Source organism: Candidatus Zymogenus saltonus (genome assembly GCA_016929395.1).
Classification (GTDB): domain Bacteria; phylum Desulfobacterota; class Zymogenia; order Zymogenales; family Zymogenaceae; genus Zymogenus; species Zymogenus saltonus.
In genome coordinates, this window is record JAFGIX010000057.1 from 13,135 (window position 1) to 29,579 (window position 16,445).

Annotated in this window: 18 protein-coding genes; 16 read left to right on the forward strand and 2 right to left on the reverse strand. The window is 49.5% G+C overall.

What is annotated here, in order from left to right:
* Window positions 1–22: 22 nt before the first annotated feature.
* A complete protein-coding gene (locus tag JW984_11545; GenBank protein MBN1573820.1) occupies window positions 23–514 on the reverse strand; it encodes a hypothetical protein in 492 nt (163 codons plus the stop codon).
* Between the two features lie 191 nt (window positions 515–705).
* Between JW984_11545 and JW984_11550 the strand changes: the two genes are divergently transcribed.
* The 16 genes from JW984_11550 to JW984_11625 all read left to right on the forward strand — a co-directional run bounded on the left by JW984_11550 (window position 706) and on the right by JW984_11625 (window position 14,854).
* On the forward strand, window positions 706–1,116 hold the full coding sequence (locus JW984_11550) for a 4Fe-4S dicluster domain-containing protein (GenBank protein ID MBN1573821.1): 411 nt from the start codon (window positions 706–708) through the stop codon (window positions 1,114–1,116).
* A 6-nt stretch (window positions 1,117–1,122) separates the two neighbouring features.
* Entirely contained in the window at window positions 1,123–1,596 is a 474-nt protein-coding gene (locus JW984_11555; protein ID MBN1573822.1) for an Rrf2 family transcriptional regulator, read from the forward strand.
* Window positions 1,568–2,740 carry a cysteine desulfurase NifS gene (nifS, locus tag JW984_11560; protein MBN1573823.1) on the forward strand — a complete coding sequence of 391 codons (1,173 nt, stop codon included), beginning with the start codon at window positions 1,568–1,570 and terminating at the stop codon, window positions 2,738–2,740. Before JW984_11555 ends, nifS begins: the two co-directional genes overlap by 29 nt.
* A 51-nt stretch (window positions 2,741–2,791) precedes the next feature.
* Window positions 2,792–3,178: an iron-sulfur cluster assembly scaffold protein gene (locus JW984_11565; protein ID MBN1573824.1), complete on the forward strand. Its 387-nt coding sequence runs from the start codon at window positions 2,792–2,794 to the stop codon at window positions 3,176–3,178.
* Window positions 3,179–3,217: 39 nt separating this feature from the next.
* Window positions 3,218–4,285, forward strand: coding sequence for a tRNA 2-thiouridine(34) synthase MnmA (gene mnmA, locus JW984_11570; GenBank protein MBN1573825.1), 1,068 nt, complete (start codon window positions 3,218–3,220; stop codon window positions 4,283–4,285).
* Window positions 4,282–5,589: a tRNA (N(6)-L-threonylcarbamoyladenosine(37)-C(2))-methylthiotransferase MtaB gene (gene mtaB, locus JW984_11575; GenBank protein MBN1573826.1), complete on the forward strand. Its 1,308-nt coding sequence runs from the start codon at window positions 4,282–4,284 to the stop codon at window positions 5,587–5,589. The genes mnmA and mtaB overlap by 4 nt, the downstream gene beginning before the upstream one ends.
* Window positions 5,573–6,250, forward strand: a complete 678-nt coding sequence (gene rnc, locus JW984_11580; GenBank protein ID MBN1573827.1) for a ribonuclease III — start codon at window positions 5,573–5,575, stop codon at window positions 6,248–6,250. The genes mtaB and rnc overlap by 17 nt, the downstream gene beginning before the upstream one ends.
* Window positions 6,247–7,269, forward strand: coding sequence for a radical SAM protein (locus JW984_11585; protein MBN1573828.1), 1,023 nt, complete (start codon window positions 6,247–6,249; stop codon window positions 7,267–7,269). Before rnc ends, JW984_11585 begins: the two co-directional genes overlap by 4 nt.
* A complete protein-coding gene (era, locus tag JW984_11590) occupies window positions 7,259–8,203 on the forward strand; it encodes a GTPase Era (protein MBN1573829.1) in 945 nt (314 codons plus the stop codon). Before JW984_11585 ends, era begins: the two co-directional genes overlap by 11 nt.
* Window positions 8,204–9,529 (forward strand): ribosome biogenesis GTPase Der, encoded by a 1,326-nt coding sequence (gene der / locus JW984_11595; protein ID MBN1573830.1) that lies wholly within the window; start codon window positions 8,204–8,206, stop codon window positions 9,527–9,529.
* 113 nt (window positions 9,530–9,642) lie between these two features.
* On the forward strand, window positions 9,643–10,833 hold the full coding sequence (locus JW984_11600; protein ID MBN1573831.1) for an ABC transporter substrate-binding protein: 1,191 nt from the start codon (window positions 9,643–9,645) through the stop codon (window positions 10,831–10,833).
* An 83-nt stretch (window positions 10,834–10,916) separates the two neighbouring features.
* A complete protein-coding gene (locus JW984_11605) occupies window positions 10,917–11,852 on the forward strand; it encodes a branched-chain amino acid ABC transporter permease (GenBank protein MBN1573832.1) in 936 nt (311 codons plus the stop codon).
* A 3-nt stretch (window positions 11,853–11,855) separates the two neighbouring features.
* Window positions 11,856–13,010 carry a branched-chain amino acid ABC transporter permease gene (locus tag JW984_11610; GenBank protein MBN1573833.1) on the forward strand — a complete coding sequence of 385 codons (1,155 nt, stop codon included), beginning with the start codon at window positions 11,856–11,858 and terminating at the stop codon, window positions 13,008–13,010.
* A gap of 43 nt (window positions 13,011–13,053) precedes the next feature.
* On the forward strand, window positions 13,054–13,845 hold the full coding sequence (locus tag JW984_11615; GenBank protein ID MBN1573834.1) for an ABC transporter ATP-binding protein: 792 nt from the start codon (window positions 13,054–13,056) through the stop codon (window positions 13,843–13,845).
* Window positions 13,846–13,847: 2 nt separating this feature from the next.
* Window positions 13,848–14,558 (forward strand): ABC transporter ATP-binding protein, encoded by a 711-nt coding sequence (locus JW984_11620; GenBank protein MBN1573835.1) that lies wholly within the window; start codon window positions 13,848–13,850, stop codon window positions 14,556–14,558.
* A 14-nt stretch (window positions 14,559–14,572) separates the two neighbouring features.
* Window positions 14,573–14,854, forward strand: a complete 282-nt coding sequence (locus JW984_11625) for a DUF3276 family protein (protein MBN1573836.1) — start codon at window positions 14,573–14,575, stop codon at window positions 14,852–14,854.
* Between the two features lie 264 nt (window positions 14,855–15,118).
* Here the strand turns inward: JW984_11625 and JW984_11630 are convergent, their stop codons facing one another.
* Window positions 15,119–16,429, reverse strand: a complete 1,311-nt coding sequence (locus JW984_11630) for an AMP-binding protein (GenBank protein MBN1573837.1) — start codon at window positions 16,427–16,429, stop codon at window positions 15,119–15,121.
* Window positions 16,430–16,445 lie beyond the last annotated feature (16 nt).

Here is a 16,445-nt window from a genome sequence, read left to right on the forward strand (position 1 = left end):
GTTCCGCAAATAAAATCCTCTCCTACTTTCCCGTCCCCAGGAAATACTCTATCACGATGCTCTTTCCTGCACCTTCATAGGTCCAGATTACGTAGCTTCCCGGAGTGAGGACAATCTTGGAAAGGGAAGTGGTTTCGCTTGTGAATTCATCGAAGCCGCCGCCGGTTGTCGATAAAGAATTGTCTATCTCTTCCGTAGACTCCGCGTCCGGAACAGGTTCATCATACGAATTGGACGAGGGTGAATATTTATATATCTCGTCCATCTCACCTCCGCTCTCGCCGGAGACGGCGGCTATGCCCCAGCTTTTTTCCGCACCCCACACGGTCAGATCAAAGGCCGTCATGTTTTCAGGTACGGTAAATTCCATCTTGAAGGCCTTGTTGCTGTCGTGATCGGGAGGGACCTTTATCGTGATGGTTTTTTTAGTTATGGTCTCCCCGGATATGTCGCTTACGATGATTAAGAATATACTCAAAAAAAGTATACCGGCAAATAAGTAAGCTTTTCTCAATCTAATCCTCCATGACATTAAAAGGGAAATGAAATCGGATATTGGATATTATATAGCAATACATAGAAAAACGCTATTCTAAAACCGTCCAATTCAAAAAATTTACAAAAAAAATAGCATTGAAAATAAAAATACTTGACAATTTAGGTTAAGTACTATATATTAAGAAAAAATCTATTTTGGAGAAGTCAATGAAAAAGGAGGTAGTGCTTCACTTCTCGAAGGAGATCTGGGACAAGCCTATTATCTACCATTTGATAAAGAACTACGATCTTGTCGTAAATATCCACAAGGCGGACGTGCTGCCCAAACAGGAGAGCTTTATGGTGCTGGAGCTGGATGGGGACAACGACGAGATGACGAGGGGTATCGAGTACCTTAAGGAATACGGCGTTACGATCGATCCGATCGAGCAGGAGATAAAAAGGGACGAGGCACGCTGTACCCACTGCGGTGCCTGCATCGCTATCTGTCCCACGGGATCGCTCCATATAAAAGACCGTGTGTCTATGGAGGTGGCTTTTGATTCCGGCATGTGCAGCGGGTGCGAGCTGTGCGTCCCCGTGTGCCCTCCCCATGCCATGGAAATACAGATTGTTTAGAATGATATGAGACTTACAACGAAAGGACAATACGCTGTTAGGGCCCTGGTTATGCTGATGATACTCGGAGATGACGGCCCAGTTACGCTAAAGGAGATATCCGACGCGGAGGATATCTCGCTGAACTACCTTGAACAGCTGTTCTCTAAGATGAGAAAGGGGAAAATCGTAAAGAGCATCAAGGGTCCGGGCGGGGGTTACATCCTCGCCAGAAACTCTGAGGAGATCAAGGTCGGCGAGATTATCGAGGTCGTGGAGGAATCGATAAGCCCCGTGGCCTGTGTTGACGACGGGGCTCACGCACAGTCATGCTGCGTAAGGTCTCACAAATGCACAACCCAGTGGCTCTGGGCAGAGCTGGGAGCGAGGATCAAGGACTTTTTGAATTCCGTCACGATTCAAGACCTCTACAAGGAGGCGAAGAAGAAAGGGGTTACGGGGGATATTCTGGATGACAAAGAAGGTTTACTTGGATTATAACGCCACGGGTCCCGTTTTGCCCGAGGTCCTGGAGGCGATGCTCCCGTATTTCACGGTGGAATACGGAAACCCCTCGAGCGTTCACTCGCTGGGGCAGGATGCAATGGAAGCGGTGGAGGACGCGAGAGATAAGGTCGCCGAGCTTATAGGCGCCGAACCAAACGAGGTAATCTTTACGAGCGGGGGATCGGAGAGTGACAACTTCGCCATCAAGGGATTTATACAATCATTGAAGGGGAAAAAGTCGCACGTAATAACGTCCGCCGTGGAGCACAAGGCCGTCCTCGAATCCACCCGTTTTCTCGAGGACAACGGCGTTGATATAACCTACCTCGGTGTTGACAAAAGTGGCCGGCTCGATATCGATGAACTCAAAAGGGCGATTATCGGAGACACCAGGCTTATAACGATAATGTACGCCAACAACGAGACGGGAACTCTATTTGACATTCCGTCGATAGGGGAGATAGCCAGGGATCGCGGAATCGCTTTTCACACCGACGCCGTTCAGGCCGTGGGTAAAATCCCGGTTGACGTAAAAAGGGACAAGATCGACATGCTCTCCATCGCCGGCCACAAAATGGGCGCCCCCAAGGGGGTAGGCGCAATCTACGTTAACGGCGGTCTGAATCCAAGGCCCACCCCCATAATCCACGGTGGACACCACGAGTTTAACATGAGGGCGGGGACGGTGAACGTGCCGTCTGTGGTCGGGCTGGGGGCGTCGGCCGAAATCGCAAAGAACGGCCTGAAGAAAAAGGGCGAAATGTTGAAAAGGCTGAGGGATAGGCTGGAGGCAGGGATTCTGGAGAGGATTGACAATGTTCAAATAAACGGGGACCTGGACAATCGGCTTTCCAATACGTCTAATATGAGCTTCGCATACGTGGAGGGAGAGTCGATCATGATAGACCTCGACCTTCACGGCATCTGCGTCTCTTCGGGCTCGGCCTGCGCCTCGGACGACATCTCTCTTTCCCACGTCCTCGAGGCGATGGGTGTGGACCCGGTAATAGGGCAGGGCACGATAAGGTTCAGCTTAGGCGGCGGAAACACCGAAGAAGAGATAGACTATGTTATTGAGACGATCCCGAAAATAGTTAAAAGGTTGAGAGATCTGTCTCCCTTGTCACGGGCTAAATAGTACAAATTCAAAAACATGTTATCTAAGACTAATTTGAACAGGTAGTTTGCGATGTACTCGAAGAAGGTGATCGAATATTTTGAAAATCCGGTTAACGTAGGCAAGATAGAAAATCCGGACGGAGTGGGCAGGGCGGGAAATCCTGAGTGCGGCGATACGATAGAGCTGTATATTAAAGTTGTCGATGATAGGATCACTGACATCAAGTTCAAGACCTTCGGCTGTGCGGCGGCGGTGGCCAGCTCCTCCATGCTTACGGAGCTCGTCTTAGGCAAGAAGCTCGACGAGGCCTTGTCAGTAACCAAGAACGACGTAGCGGATAACCTCGGGGGGCTGCCAGAGAGAAAGATGCACTGCTCGAACATGGCCGAGGACGCGCTTCGCCTGGCCATCGAGGACTACAGGAACAATCACGGGTCAAAAAAAGCGGCGGATTAAAACGTATGGTACGGCGGGAAGGGGAGCTTTACGATTAAATTGAAGGGTAATATAAGGACAATCGTCGCCATGAGCGGCGGCGTCGATTCATCGGTGGCGGCTTATTTGCTTAAAGAGAAAGGGCACGACCTCTTGGGCGTAACGTTCGAGATGTTCGACGAGGGGGGAGAGGGCAAAGGAGGTCGCTCGGCGGAGCAAGCGGGGAGGGTTGCAGAATCAATCGGCATTCCCCACAAGACGGTTCGGATTCACGACCTATTTAAAAAAAGGGTCGTCTCATATTTTATTGAGGAGTACCTGAAGGGAAGGACCCCTGTTCCATGCGCACTCTGCAACAAGTTCGTCAAGTTTGGCCACCTCATATCCATTGCAAGAGACGAAGGTTTCAGATTCATCGCCACCGGACATTACGCAAGGGCGGTGGAAGCGCAAGGGGGGTATCTGCTGAAGAAGGGGATCGACACGGAGAGGGATCAGTCCTACTTCCTCTCCCGGCTCGGCCAGGAAGAGCTGATCCGGGTTATCTTTCCCCTGGGGGAGCTCAAAAAAGACCGGGTCAGGGAAATTTCATCGGAAATAAAGCTCCCGGCGATCCCTTTGGAGAGCAGGGAGATATGTTTTATCTCCAACATTGGAAATAAAAGCTACAGGGACTTCATTGAGAAGGAGATCGATAAAAGCGGTGCCGACGGGGGAGGGGAGATAGTGGACGCTTCGGGGAGGGTTTTGGGAAAACACAACGGTTACTATCACTTCACGGTGGGTCAGAGAAGGGGAATCGGGATACCCTCCGAGGAACCTTACTACGTCATGAGGATAGACGCAGAAGAAAGGAGTGTTGTCGTGGGGAAAAGGGATTCCTTGCTCGAGAGGGATGTTACGGCGACGGACTTCAGCTGGGTGTCGGGGATAAGGCCGAAAGATGACCAGATCAGGGTCTCCGGGATGATCCGATACAACCAGTCTCCGGGGCTGGGCATTGCAATAATCGAAGACCATGACAGGGTAACGGTAAGGTTTGACAAGCCCAGGTTTGCGCCGGCTCCGGGACAGATCCTCGCAATTTATAAAGACGACACCCTCCTGGGGGGTGGGTTCATATCGTGAAGAAAAGCGTGAAGGACAGGGTCTCCATCGTAACGCTTGGGTGCAAGGTAAACTACACGGAGAGTGTGGAGATCTCGGATAAATTGATTGAGAGGGGCTATCGGGTTTACCACGGACTCAATCCCTCAGACCTCGTCATCGTAAACGGATGCACGGTGACGTCGAAGGCCGATTACCAATCAAGACAGGCGATAAGGAGGGCGAACAGGGAGATTCCGGGAACGCCCGTGATGGTGATCGGATGCGGGGCCGCCGTGCACCCGGAGAAGATGGAGGCCGCGGGAGAGGTGGCGTCCGCACACCCGGTACGGGATGTGGATAGTATCTGCGATACGGTGTCATCCCTTATCGGCAGCCCGGCAAAAAGCGATTCAGGCCCCGAATTCAAAGGGAGGACGAGGGCCTTTTTGAAAATACAGGACGGCTGCGACTCCTTCTGCACCTACTGCATCGTGCCGTACGCCAGGGGGAGGGAGCGAAGTGTCGATACGGGGGAGGTCATCGATCGAATCGAGAGATTCGTCGATAAGGGATACAAGGAGATCGTCCTTGTGGGGATCAACCTCGGCAGATACGGGGCGGGTCTCAACGGTGGGAAAAGGGGAGGGGGGGGGAGAGTAAATCTGGCCTTCCTCCTCGAATCGATAGTAAGGAAAGATTTGCCGATCAGGATAAGGCTGAGCTCCATCGAGCCTGTTGATCTGACGACGGATCTCGTATCGGTAATCTCGGAGTCGAAAAAGGTCGCTCCGCATCTCCACGTCCCTCTCCAGAGCGGCGACAATTCCATCCTGAAGGCGATGGGAAGGCCTTATACCCCCGACCATTTTATCGAGAGGGTGAACGAGGCCGTGAGCGCTTTTTCGGAAAGCCGAGGCGGGATCGCCCCGTCCCTCGGCGTCGACGTGATGGTCGGTTTTCCGGGAGAGGGAGAGGAGCAGTTTGAAAACACAATTAAGACGCTAAGGGAGATTCCCGCAACGTACCTTCACGTCTTTCCATACTCCTTAAGGCCAAAGACTCCCGCATCAAAGATGAGGGGGCAGGTCAGGGGCGATATAAAGAGGGAGAGGGTCAGGCGCCTGAAGGGGCTGGACGCGGAGATGAGATCGAGATATATGGGGTCGGCCGTCGGAAAAATGCTCACCGTCCTCGGGGAGAGGTGTTTGGACGGGCTCCTTACTGGAAAATCGGAGAACTACCTGAAGGTCTCCTTTCGGGGGAAACCGGAGGAGACAAACCGTTTTTTTGATGTAAAAATAGAGAGTGTCTCAAGGGACGGGCTTTATGGAGAAAGAGCTTAAAGAACTGGAAGATATGATTAAATACACCTTCAGGGACAAGGACCTCCTGAGGCTTTCCCTCACACACAGCTCTTATGTGAAAGGGGAGGATGTCTTTGGAAACGAGAGGCTGGAGTTCGTCGGGGACGCGATTCTTGACCTTGTGATCGCAAAGGCGCTCTTCGAGCTTTATCCCGATAGGGACGAGGGGTGGCTTACACAGGTAAGGTCGGGCTTGGTGGACGATCAGACCCTTTTTGCGAAGGCCGAATCGCTTGGTCTTGGGGAATACATCGTTTTGGGCAAGGGAGAGGCTTCTCAGGGCGGCAGGACAAAACCCTCGATACTCTCCGGCGCCTACGAGTCCCTTGTCGGTGCCATCTTTTTGGACGGTGGATACGAAGCTTGCGAATCTTTTGTAAAAAGCGAGTTTCAGAGCGTCTTGATAGTCGATGACGACCACGACCCCAAAAACGCAAAGTCGGTGCTCCAAGAGATCGTGCAGAAGGAATCGGGCGACCTCCCGAAATACGAGGTGATATCGGAAGAGGGGCCTGATCACAAGAGGAAATTTGTCGTAGCGGTTTATATAGACGGAGTGGAAAAGGGAAGGGGGGAGGGGAGGAGCAAAAAGGAGGCGGAGATGGCCGCCGCATCCTCCGCCCTCGATATTGAAGAATGAAGCGTCTCAAGAGATTTATCATACCGATATTTATTCCGAATGCGGGGTGCCCCCATCTTTGTGTCTTTTGCGATCAGAAAGAGGTGACCGGATTCAGATCGAACAAGGTAAACGCAAAGACGATATACGACACCGTAAACGGCTACCTCGACACGAGACCGGATTGGGAAGATGAGGTGGAGCTTGCCTATTTCGGGGGGAGCTTCACCTCGCTTTCGATGAAGAGGCAAAATGAGCTTCTCAAGGCGGGCTTCGACCTGATAGAAAAGGGGCTTGTCGATTGCCTTAGACTCTCCACCCGCCCCGACTCTATAAGCGAGAGGGTGCTCGAAAATCTCTTGTCTCATGGGGTCAGGACGGTCGAGATCGGCGTGCAGTCAATGGTGGATGAAATCTTGAAAAATGCAAACAGGGGACACACTGCCGAGGACACGATCAGGGCGGTCGAGCTCATTTCCAAATATCCCCTTTCCTGGATAGCCCAGATGATGCCCGGTCTTCCTGGGGACACCGAGGAGACGGTCCTATACACGGGCAGAAAGGTGGCGGAGTTAAAGCCCGATGGGGTGAGGATCTACCCGACCTTGGTCGTAAAGGGAACCGAGCTGGAGAGGCTTTACAGGGCGGGCAAGTATCAACCCGCCTCCATTGACGACATGATTTCGATCCTGAAGAAGCTGGTTCTACTGTTTGACGGGGAGTCGATCCCTATAATAAGGATTGGCCTGAAGCCTTCAAAGGAGCTCGAGGAGAGCGTAATCTCGGGGCCGTATCATCCATCCATCGGGGCATTGGTTTTGGAATCTATCATGTATGACAGGATGTCATCTGCGGTTGGGGAATTGAGATTCATCCCCGATCCCCTTACAATAAGGGTAAACCCGAGCCGCATATCGACAGCCGTCGGGAACAACAAGATTAACATTATCAACCTGAAACGGGAATACAAGCTTAAAGGTCTAAAGGTTATGCAGGATGAAAAACTGAGAGAGGGAGAGGTGGCAATCGATGGCATATAGGTGCGGCTTCATAGTCCTGATGGGGAGGACGAACGTAGGAAAGTCCACGCTGATGAACAGGCTCCTGAGCGAGAAGGTGTCCATCATCTCGCCCAAGCCCCAGACGACGCGAAACAGGATCATGGGGATATTGACGGAGGGCAAAAACCAGATGATCTTTGTCGACACCCCCGGCATACACAAGGGGGAAAAGTCGCTCAATAAATTCATGAACAGGACCGCCAGAGAAGCCGCGGTCGACTCGGACATACTGGTTCTGATGATAGACGTGTCAAGGGAATTGGAGAGGAAGCTCGAACACGACGAGGACATATCGGAAGACAAGCTTCTTCATCCGATCGACGTTGAGATGATCAAGGGCCTTTCGGGTCAGGGGCCGCCCAGGATACTCCTCATCAACAAGATAGACACGATCTCAAAATCGGCGGTTCTCCCCATAATGGAGTGGGTCGACACGCTTTCCATCTTCGATGTCATCGTTCCGATTTCCGCCCTTAGCGGGGACGGGATAGTTGAGTTTAAATCGGAGATTCTAAGACTTCTTCCCGAATCCCCGCACCTCTTTCCCGATGACGACCTCACCGATCAGAGCGAGCGGTTCATAGCTGAAGAGATCATAAGGGAGAAGGTATTTCAGCTTACAAAGCAGGAGATACCATACTCGACGGCCGTCGTCGTCGAGCAATTTTCCGAGGATATCGAAAGAGAGGACGGGGGACTTCTTTCAATCTCCGCCTTAATCTATGTGGAGAAGGAGTCACAAAAGGGGATCGTGATAGGAAAGGGGGGAGCGATGATTAAAAAGATAGGGACAAAGGCGAGGGAAGACCTGGAGCTGTTTTTTGAAACAAAGGTCTTTTTGGATGTCAGGGTAAAGGTGTTGAAGGACTGGTCGAAGAGGGAAGACGGGATAAAGAAAATGGGGTACAGATAGATGACAGCTCAGCGAAAAAAGATACTTGCGATCGTGGGAAGGCCGAACGTTGGTAAATCGACCCTCTTCAACAGACTTTTGGGGAGCAAAAGGGCCATCGTAGAGGACATCCCCGGGGTCACCAGGGACAGGATATACGCAGAGGCATCCTGGGATGATTGCGTGTATATCCTGATGGACACGGGGGGGCTTTTGCCCAAGACAGAAACGGTTATCGAGAAGGGAGTGGATACGATGGCCAGGCTTGCCGTGGAAGAAGCGGATGTTGTGCTTTTCCTTATGGACGGCAGGGAGGGGCTCCACCCCAACGACAGTGATGTCTTTGGTATTCTGAGAAGATCGGGAAAACCGGTGTTTCCGGTTGTAAACAAGATAGACGGCCCGAGACAGGAAGGCGACCTCTACGAGTTCTACGGGCTGGGCGTTGATAATCTCTATCCCGTCTCGGCACAGCACAAGCTGGGGATAGGCGGGTTAATGGATGATGTTGTCGAGCACCTGACTTCAGAAAAGGCAACGGAAGACCAAGACCCAAGGATAAAAAGGGTGGCCGTGGTGGGGAGGCCCAACGTGGGGAAGTCCTCTCTTGTCAACAGGCTCTTGGGATATGAGAGGGTTCTCGTGGACGAAGTCCCGGGGACCACGAGAGACTCCGTTGATACAAAGATAGTCAAAGACGGGAATCCTTATATAATTATCGATACGGCGGGGATCAGGAGAAAGAGCAGGATCTCATTTATAGTAGAGAGATTCAGTGTTGTTGAATCGCTGAAGAGCATAGACAGGTCTGATGTGGCCCTCATAATGCTGGACGCTTTGGAGGGAGCGACTGATCAGGACAAGAGGGTGGCGGGATTTGTCCACGAGAAGGGGAAGGGCGCGGTCATCCTTGTAAACAAGTGGGACCTTATTGAGAAAGACAACGAGACCGCGGGAAGGCACGCAGTTTCGATACTTGAAGACATGAAACAGATCGCCTATGCCCCACTGATTTTTATTTCCGCGGTTACCGGGAAGAACCTTCACAGAATATTTTCCGCCGTGGATTCCGTTTTTGAAGAGAGGGGAAAGCGTATCGTAACGGCCGAGTTGAACTCATTTTTTGAAACGGTCAAAAAGGAGCACTCACCGCCCTTTCACAGGGGCCGGGAAGTGAAGCTTTACTATATTACACAGGTCGGGAAATCACCCCCGAGGTTTGTCATTTTTACCAATAACCCGAAGGGGATAAAACCTTCATACGAGAGGTATATAGTAAATCGTCTTCGAGAACGCTACGGTTTTTCAGGAACGCCCATAAAGGTTTTCTTCAGAAAAAGAGATTGATTTCTCCAGACATATATGATATATTTGTACGAATTAATCCTTGACAAATTTCATTTTTTGATTAGAATTAGTCATTAAGAGGTCAGTTTTTTCCCTTTAATGGAGGATAAAATATGAAGAAACTGTTGAATTTTAGACTTCTGATTTTTATTTCGATCCTCGCAATATCGTCCGCGCTTATTTTTGCGGCCTGCGAGAAAAAACCGGAACCGGCCACCGGACCCGAAGAGGCAACCGGTCCGATCAAGATCGGCTTTGCCGGGCCCATGTCCGGTGACGCCGCAGCATACGGCGAAATCATCAGAAACGGCATAATGATGAAGATCGAGGAAATCAACGAAGCAGGCGGTATTAACGGAAGGATGCTCGAACTTGTTGTGGGCGATGAGCTCTGCGATCCGAAAGAGGCCGCGACTATTGCCCAGAAATTTGCGAGCGACAAAGAAATTTTGGCAGTTATCGGTCACGTATGCAGCTCCGCTACCTTGGCGGCCCTTCCCTACTACAAAGACGCGGGACTGCCAGCCGTATCGCCGACGGCCACCAATGTGGACGTATGTAAAAAGAGCGAGTGGATGTTCAGGGATGTATACAGGGACGATTTCCAGGGCGAATTCATAGCCAAGTATGCCAAGGAGGTTCTGGGACTCAATACCGTAGCCGTGTTCCACGAGAACAACGATTACGCCATCGGCCTTATGGAGGCGTTTAAAAAGGGCGCGGAAGAGGTAGGCCTTGAAGTTGTCGGAGTCGAGTCTTACGTGAAGGATACGGTTGACTTCACCCCGCAGCTCACCAAGTTCAAGCATCTTGCACCGGACGGCATTTTTATTGCCGGATACTATCAGCAGGGCGGATTAATTTTAAATCAGGCTAAAAAGCTTGGTCTCACTTCTCAGTTCATGGGGGCTGACGGACTCAACAATCCTGAGCTTATCGAGATTGCGGGCAAGGAAGCCTCTGAAGGATTCATTGCAAGCTCTCCCTTCGTATATGAAGCCGCCGGCGGTGAGGCCCTGAAGTTTAAAAAGGATTTCGAGGCAAAGTACGACGGCATGACTCCTGACTGGATGGCCGCCAACGGCTATGACGCTGTAGGCATAATCGCAAAGGCCATAGAGGAGTGCGGTGCCGACCGCGCCAAGATTCGCGAATGCCTTGCCGGAATGAACACTGAAGAAAAGGGTTACAAGGGAATCACCGGAGTCACCTTTTTTGACGAAAACGGCGACTGCCTGAAACCTGCCTACGTAAGCATTATTAAAGCGGGGGAGTTTGTAGCAGCCGAAAAACAGATGTTTTAGATCTTTTAGATTTATATCATCGAGGGTGGGGGAGGGCTAAATCAGAGCCCTCCCCCAATTTATGAGAAGGAAGATGAATGGGAATGGTCTTTGATCAACTTATAGGCAATTTTAAACTAGGTATCGACTATGCTATAGAGCAGCTGATAAACGGTATAAATATCGGCGGAATCTATGCCCTAATAGCGGTTGGCTATACCATGGTATACGGCATCATTGAGCTCATCAATTTCGCCCACGGCGAGATTTACATGCTGGGCGCATATATGGCCTTTACGTTTTATGTCATGCTGCATCTACCGTTTCCGATTGCGGTATTGTTGAGTATTTTCACCTGTATGCTTTTGGGGATACTTCTTGAGTTTGTCGCATATCGCCCCTTAAGAAACGCCCCACGCCTTGCGGCCCTTATAACGGCCATAGGGGCATCCCTTTTTCTGCAGAATTTGGCACTGATTATTTGGGGGGGGATCCCCAAATCATTTCCCGAACAAACATTGCCCGACTTTTTTCAATCCCCTATTATCACGATACACGGCAATGCGAACATATCCCTTTTGCAATACAACATTTTTTTTATTACGGTTTTTCTGATGCTGGGTCTTCATCTTTTGATCACAAGGACCAAGATCGGGACCGCAATGCGCGCATGTGCACAGGATAAAACAACCGCCTCCCTCATGGGCATAAACGTAAATCGCGTGATTACCTTTACCTTTGCCGTTGGATCGTCTCTTGGAGCCGTAGCGGGCATACTTGCGGGACTGTATTACAACATCATTAAACACACAATCGGCTATGTCGCGGGCGTAAAGGCGTTTGCGGCGGCCGTTCTCGGGGGAATAGGAAATGTCCCGGGGGCTATGCTGGGAGGCTTTGTCCTCGGAATCGCCGAGACATTTGGGGCCGGTTACATCTCCTCTCCATACAGGGACGGAATTGCCTACGCCGTTATGATACTCGTGATTGTTTTCAGGCCATCCGGAATTTTAGGCAGGAAACAAACTGTGAAGGTGTAGAGAATGTTAAAGAGGATACCCAGATACAGTCCATTTAAAGACAAAGAGAAATTTTCTGCTATTTTTTCAGAGAATGTCAAATATTTCTACGTCGTGCTGTTTGTGCTTGCCTTTTTCATACCGGTCTTCATCCCAAATAAGTACGTAATACATACTTTTATCTCGGTTATGCTTTATATGGTGCTGGCCCTGGGACTCAACATAATACCCGGCTTCACGGGACTTTTAGACCTTGGGTATGTAGGCTTCTATGCGATCGGGGCATACACCGCGGCAACCATGACGTATCATTTAGGGACACTTGGCCCACCTTGGGGATTTTTGTCGAGTTTCTGGTTTATCCTGCCGATTGCCGCCCTTAACGGCGCCCTCTGGGGTATTCTTTTGGGCGTACCGACCCTGCGCCTGACGGGGGACTATTTTGCCATTGTGACGTTCGGATTTGCGTCCCTGGTGGAGTTGATTATTATAAATGAAATGTGGCTCACCAGAGGACCGATGGGGATCATAATGGATCATAAGCCTGTCATGAATTTGGCTTTTATGTATCCTCTGACCAAACACTTTTTCGCAGAGCCGATACGTTTTACATTAGTTGGCGACGCACCTTTTTTCTACATTCTATTATCTATAGTAATAATTACAATAATAATCATGAATCGCCTTGAAGACTCCAGGCTCGGCAGGGCATGGTTCGCAATCAGGGAAGACGAGATCGCCGCCGAGTGCAGCGGAATAAACATCATGAAATATAAGGTAATAGCATTCGCCATCAGCGCATCCTTCGGCGGATTGGCTGGGTCCGTCTTCGCATTCTGGTTTATGTTCACGAGCCCGGAAAGCTTTAAATTTTGGGAGTCTATCCTGATACTCTGCATGGTGGTTTTGGGTGGAATGGGAAGCATACCGGGAGTTATTCTCGGGGCGCTTGTTCTGACCTCCCTTACGGAGGTCGTAAGGGAGTTACTTGATCCGTGGCCCGATCTTGTTCAAGCGAGGTTTTTAGTGTTTGGTGTGATATTAATCGTGATGATGCGGTTTAAGCCCGCAGGATTGATTCCGCTTTCGAGGGTCAAGAGAGAAATGGGATCAAGGGACAAATCGATAATAGACGCCATGAACGAGAGCTTTTACAAGTTCAAATCAGGTAAAGGATAGATTATTTGGTCAGGGTCAATTGGTTTAGATTGCAAAGATAGTGATGGAACGGGAAGAGATTTTAAGCGTAAAATCATTAACAAAATTATACGGCGGCGTCGTTGCGGTCAACAATGTATCCTTTGAAATAAAGGAGGGGGAGATACTATCCCTGATAGGGCCCAACGGGGCGGGTAAGACCACAATATTCAACTGCATGACGGGCCTGTCAAGACCGACGAAAGGCGAGATCTCGCTTAATCTGAACGGGAAACAGAGCGTAATTTCTGCCAGAAAGAAGATGTTGAAACCGGATGCAATTAATTATCTCGGTATTGCGAGGACATTTCAGAATATACGGCTCTTCAATAACCTTACAATTCTAAACAACGTCAAGATAGGCAGACATTCTCGATCTAAGAAGAACTTCGCAGGGGCGGTTCTCAGGACGAGAAGTCAGAAATTGGAGGAGAAGGATATACTTAAAAGCGCCGTAAAGTATATAGTCTTCGTAGGACTTGAGGGATCGATAATGGAGATCGCCTCAAACCTTCCATACGGTGCTCAGAGACGTCTGGAGATCGCAAGGGCGTTGGCGACGGAGCCGAAGCTTCTCCTTTTGGATGAGCCGGCGGCGGGCATGAATCCGAAAGAGACCGGCGAACTCATGAATCTGATAAGAAGAATCAGGGACATGGGGATCACCGTATTGATCATAGAGCATGACATGAAGGTGGTAATGGAGATCTCAGACCGAATCGTTGTCCTGGAATACGGTAAGAAGATCGCCGATGGAAATCCGATCGAGATAAAGAATAGTCCCGCGGTAATCAAGGCATATTTGGGTACAGACTAAAAGTGCTACAACTGATAGACGTACATACATATTACGGAAAAATCGAGGCCTTAAAAGGTATATCGATGAAAATAGGTGAGGGTGAGATAGTCACCCTGATAGGTTCAAACGGCGCGGGCAAGTCGACGACCCTTATGACCATTTGCGGCATCACGCCCGCAAGAAAGGGGAAGATCCTCCTCGAAGGGATAAACATCGAAAGGACACCTCCCGATATGATAGTAAGCAAAGGGCTTTCTCAGGTACCTGAGGGTAGGAGGATATTTCCCTTTCTTACCGTAATGGAAAACCTAAGGATGGGAGCATATTTAAGGAAGAAGGATTCAAGGCTGAAGACGGATTTCGAGCGCCTTTTTAGGATTTTCCCGATCCTGAAGGATCGAAAAAATCAACTCGGAGGAACCCTCTCAGGTGGCGAACAGCAGATGCTGGCGATAGCGAGGGCGTTGATGAGCAATCCGAGGCTGTTGTTGTTGGACGAGCCCTCCCTTGGACTTGCGCCCTTAATAGTCAAGGAGATTTTTAAAACAATAAGTGAGATTAACAAGGTCAATGGGACAACGATATTGCTGGTTGAGCAGAACGCAAAGATGGCCCTTCAGAACTCAAATAGGGGCTACGTCCTTGAAACTGGCAGGATCGCTATGGAGGATAAATCAGAAAACCTTTTGGAGAATGATGCCGTTAAAAAGGCTTATTTAGGAGAAAATTAGAGAGGAGAACGAAAGTGGAAGAGAGAAGAAAAGAGGAGATCTTTACCAAGAAGGTAAAGGCAGGGAGGAGAACCTACTACTTTGACGTCAAGGAGAACGTTAATAACGACAGGTATCTCATTATTTCTGAGACAAAGTCGGTGGATTTTGGGAAACAGGATAGATTCAGGATAATGGTCTTTCCGGAAGATATCGATAATTTCAAAGAGGCATTTATGGATGTGGTTGACTTCATAAAGAGCGGTGAAGACTCTCGGGAAGGAGAGTCGGATGATGACTTCTCGGACGAATATTGATAGCGCATAAAGGGAGTAAAACAGCAGATTTTATAGATGAAAAAGAGGATAATCAAAGGAAAAATCGTTTGTTTACATAATATCAATTATCAGACGCTACCATATTTTATGGTATGGGCATATAATATTTGATTAATCGATATGTAAACCCTCTTTGACTATTTTACGATATTGGGCGGTTTGTTATATATGTAAACAGACCGCTCTTTTTTTTTAAAATGAATGATATAGATGTTATAGAATTGATTTCATAAATGGATTGATCTATTTGTTATCAAAGTTATCAAAGAAAATGACATCCTTGTTGCTCTTTCTGATCTCCTCCATGGTGATATGCTCGACAAGCTTCACCGCAGCCCTTATCCCAAGTATCTCTAATAGATCATCCTTTATGGAAGAGATCATGGCCTCAAGGATTTTCACTTCATCTGAAAATAGAGACTCCACGCCCACAATAAAAATATCTATCTCGTCAAGCTCCTTTACCTTGTGATGAACTATGGCGAAGGGAGGAGTCTCTTTCAGGTTGTCGGCAATAATTTTCTCAATCTGTGATGGATACACCTTTACGCCGCGAACGGAGAGGACATCGTCGGTCCTCTTCATCGGTATCTCGATGGATAACAGGTTCCTTCCACACGGACAAGTATCCTCGGGCAGGATCGTGGATATGTCTCCCGTCCTGAACCTGATCAACGGATAGGCCTTCGTGGTAATCGTGGACACAACCAGCTCGCCCTCCTCCCCTCTTCCCATGACCTCTTCCGTCTTCGGGTCTATAACCTCTACTATAAAGTGGTCTTCGGCAATGTGCATTCTCCCCTTTTCGCACTCATACGCAATTCCGGGACCCATCGCCTCCGGAATGCCGTATGCGGTGGATACCTTTATCTTAAGCTTCTTCTCGATGGTTTCCCTGTCCACAGGCAAGAGCGACTCGGAGACGAGAATACCCTTTTTCAGAGCAAAATCTTTCGGCTTGATCTCTATCTCCGGGAGCAGCTTGATAACGTGAAGCAGGCTTGAGGGAGTAGATACTATACACGTTGTCTTGTAGTCGGACATTATCATGACTTCCTTTTCATGGCTCATTGCGCTCATCGGGATCACGGAAGCCTCGATATTCTCCGCCGCAACCCTCATGCTCCTGCCCCAGTTCGCAAGGCCGTAAACGAAAGACAACTGGACTATATCGTTTGCCGTAACCCCCGACGCCACGTAGAGCCTCGAGAGGAGCTCCACCCACAATCCGAGGTCGGTCTTGGTATAGCCCACAACGGTCGGCTTTCCGGTTATCCCGGAGGTGGAGTTTATCCTGACTATATCCTTGAGGGGAACCGCAAACAATCCGTAGGGGTAATTGTAGCTCAAATCCTCTCTCGTCGTGAACCCCAACTTTTCGATATCCTTCAGCTCAACGATATCCTTGGGTGTTATGTCCCTCGTCTTCATCTTGTTTTGGTAGAAGGAGACGTTCTTGAACACCCTCTCCACCGTGTTTTTCAGGCGCTCGATCTGTATCTGCTCGATCTCCCCTTTGGATAGGGTCTCGTAGCGGCGATTATATATGCCCATATATCACTCCGAAATA